The following is a 3,310-nucleotide window of genomic DNA, read 5'->3' as shown; positions in this document are numbered from 1 at the left end:
CATAGAATCGTCCCATTTCATCCAGAACTGGCTCAACGATGCTATCTAAACTATCACGCATAAAGAGCATGTGGTTGGTACGACGAAGGAGGAAGTCAACTGGGCTAAGAGCCAATTCATTGCGCATTGCATAGTGAAGGGACAAGGTGTCTGCCAAGCTGAGTCCTGGCGCCTGTTCCAAGCTGTGAGCAAGGGCGAAGACCTTCGGTGCATTTGAACCGTAAAGATTTGCAAGATAGTGAGCTTCCTTGCTATCCAAACCACGTGAAACTCCAAGTTGAGCAAAGGCCTCAATTTCTGAGTCCACATTTGCTGGGTTCAATTCTCCACCTGAAACAGGATAAGTCTTCGAGTTGATCAGTTTAAAGCTACGGTCAAATTCTGCTTTGAGGATATCAACCACGCGCTCCATAGCCCCTTCAGCCATCTTACGGTAGTCTGTGATTTTACCACCAGCAAGGGTCAACAGGCCATTGTCATCACGGTCCAAGCTCGAACCACGTGAAACGGCAGATGGGTCCAAATGTTTCTCAGATGTGCTGCTTTCAAGCTTGCTGACAGCAGATTCAACATCTTCACGCGATTTTTCTTTAGATAGATAAGCCTCGACAGTCGCAATCAAGCTATTGAAGCTTTCGTCGCTAATGGTCCCGTTATTTCCGCCATTGTAGTCAGAAGCGCTATTGCCTGCAATCAATGGACGAAGACCTGCCCAGCTACTTTCGATATCATCAATGGTGATGTTGGCTTCTGGGAAGCGATTGTTGACAATGCCAAGTAGATAATCCACATCTTCCTGCGTCACTTTTGGATGTTCCAAATCACCTGTGTAGTCTGTATCGGTTGTACCAAAATAGGTCTTGTTTTCACGTGGGAGAACAAAGACCATCCGGCCATCTCCCAAGCCTGTGTCAAAGTAAACTGGCTGTGAAACCTTGATCTTACTTGAATCCACTACCAAGTGAACTCCCTTGGTTGGACGCATTTGTGAGAATTGCGTTCCCTTATTAGATAAATTACGTACCTTGTCACTCCAAGGACCTGTCGTATTGATAACCAGACGAGCCTTGATTTCAAAGACTTGGTCTGTCAACAAATCACGAGCTACAACACCTGTAATCTTGCCACTTTCGTCAAAGAGGAAACCTTCTGCCTTAACATGGTTGGCAATGAGGGCACCGTCTTGGTTGGCACGTTTGATGTTTTCAATCACGAGACGCGCATCGTTATTACGGAAGTCAAGGTAAACCCCACCTCCTACCAAGCCTTCTTTTTTCAAGTTTGGCTGGCGTTCCAAGACTTCTTCTTTGCTCAAGACCTTGTTAGCAGCTGGCGTGTTGCTAACACCTGCCAAAAGGTCGTATAAGTCCATGGCTACTTTGAGACGGAAGAGGCTAAAGGTCGCTCCATCTTCATCGTAAACTGGCAAGAGCATTGGATCTGGTTTTGGAATATGTGGAGCGATTTGTTGAACCACCGCACGTTCAGAAACTGTATCTGATACCACTTCTACGTCGAATTGTTTGAGGTAACGCAGACCTCCGTGGACCAATTTTGTTGATCGGCTGGATGTTCCTTCTGCGAAGTCCTGCATTTCAATCAAACCAGTGTCAAGACCACTAGCTGCTGCCTGCAAAGCTACACCAGCTCCTGTAATCCCTCCACCAATAATCAAGAGATCCAAGGTGCGTTCCTGCATTTTTTTAATTGACAATTCACGTGTTTTCTTTGAAAATTCCATATTTACACACTTTCTAACTGAGTCGTTTCATTATTAAACTGATAATTGCATCAAGAAACAGTATTAGTCGTCGATTTCCGCAAAGACTTGCGTTGCTTTCACAGCCTTCTTCCAGCCCTTATAAAGTTGTTCCTTACGAGATTCGTTCATGGATGGTTCGAAGAGTTCTCCTGTCTCGTTCAAGAGTTTCAACTCATCCAAGTTCTTCCAGTAGCCCACTGACAATCCTGCTAGGAAGGCTGCACCTAGGGCAGTTGTTTCCAAGTTTTTAGCGCGTGCGATATCAATTCCCAAGATGTCAGCTTGGAACTGCATGAGGAAGTTGTTCATGGCTGCACCACCATCTACCTTCAAGACTTGGATCGCTGTCTGCGCATCCACTTGCATGGTGTCAATGATATCACGGACTTGATAAGCGATAGATTGCAAAGTCGCCTTGATAAAGTCTTCTTTAGTTGTTCCACGAGTCAAGCCAAAGACAGATCCTCGAGCGTTTTGGTTCCAGTATGGTGCCCCTAGTCCTGTAAAGGCAGGTACGACATAGACTTCGTCATTATTGTGAGAATTGAGAGCATATTTTTCAGACTCTGGTGAGTTTTCCACCATGCGAAGACCGTCACGAAGCCATTGAATGGCACTTCCTGCGATGAAGATAGAACCTTCCAAAGCATAGTAAACCTTGCCGTTAATACCATAACCAATCGTTGTCAAGAGGTTGTTTTCAGACAACTGCATCTCTTCACCAGTGTTCATGATGATGAAGGAACCAGTTCCGTAGGTATTTTTAACCATGCCAGGCTCAAAAGCTAACTGTCCAAAGAGAGCTGCCTGCTGGTCACCAGCCATACCAGAGATTGGAACTTCTCCACCGTAGAAATGGAATGGAGCTGTCTTGCCGTAGATTTCAGAGTTAGAACGAACTTCTGGAAGCATAGCCTTAGGAATATTAAGGATTTCCAAAATCTCGTCGTCCCATTTAAGATCCTTGATGTTATAGAGCATGGTACGAGCTGCGTTTGAGTAGTCGGTCACGTGAGCTGCGCCGTCAGTCAATTTCCAAACCAACCAAGTATCAATGGTACCAAAGAGCAATTCACCCTTTTCTGCTCGCTCTTGAGCACCTTCTACATGATCCAAAATCCAACGAACCTTAGTCGCTGAGAAGTAAGCATCAATGATCAAACCAGTCTTTTCATGGAATTTTTCCACATAACCTTGGCTTTTCAGTTGCTCAGCCAGAGGGGCAGTTTGGCGTGATTGCCAAACGATAGCATTGTAGATAGGGAGTCCTGTTTTCTTATCCCAGACGACAGTAGTTTCACGTTGGTTGGTAATTCCGATTGCCTCGATTTGACTTGGTTTCACACCACTTTCGATGAAAGCACCCGCAATAACTGACTGAACAGAGTTCCAAATTTCATTGGCATTATGCTCTACCCAACCTGCTTGAGGGAAAATCTGAGTGAACTCTTTTTGACTAGAACTGACCTTTTCTCCTTTTTTGTTAAAAATGATGGCACGAGAACTAGTAGTTCCTTGGTCAATAGCCATGATGTATTTTTCTTGTGA

Annotated in this window: 2 protein-coding genes; both read right to left on the bottom strand. The window is 45.0% G+C overall.

What is annotated here, in order from left to right; translation table 11 throughout:
- Positions 1–1,741, bottom strand: a 1,741-nt coding sequence (gene glpO / locus GMD4S_RS07500; protein ID WP_000395892.1) for a type 1 glycerol-3-phosphate oxidase, incomplete at its 3' end; no start/stop codon positions are given.
- Between the two features lie 63 nt (positions 1,742–1,804).
- Positions 1,805–3,310, bottom strand: a 1,506-nt coding sequence (glpK, locus tag GMD4S_RS07495) for a glycerol kinase GlpK (RefSeq protein WP_000313678.1), incomplete at its 5' end; no start/stop codon positions are given.

Source organism: Streptococcus sp. GMD4S (assembly GCF_000296955.1).
The sequence above is the reverse complement of the archived record's forward strand: the minus strand, read 5'-3'. Positions and strand labels throughout refer to the sequence as shown.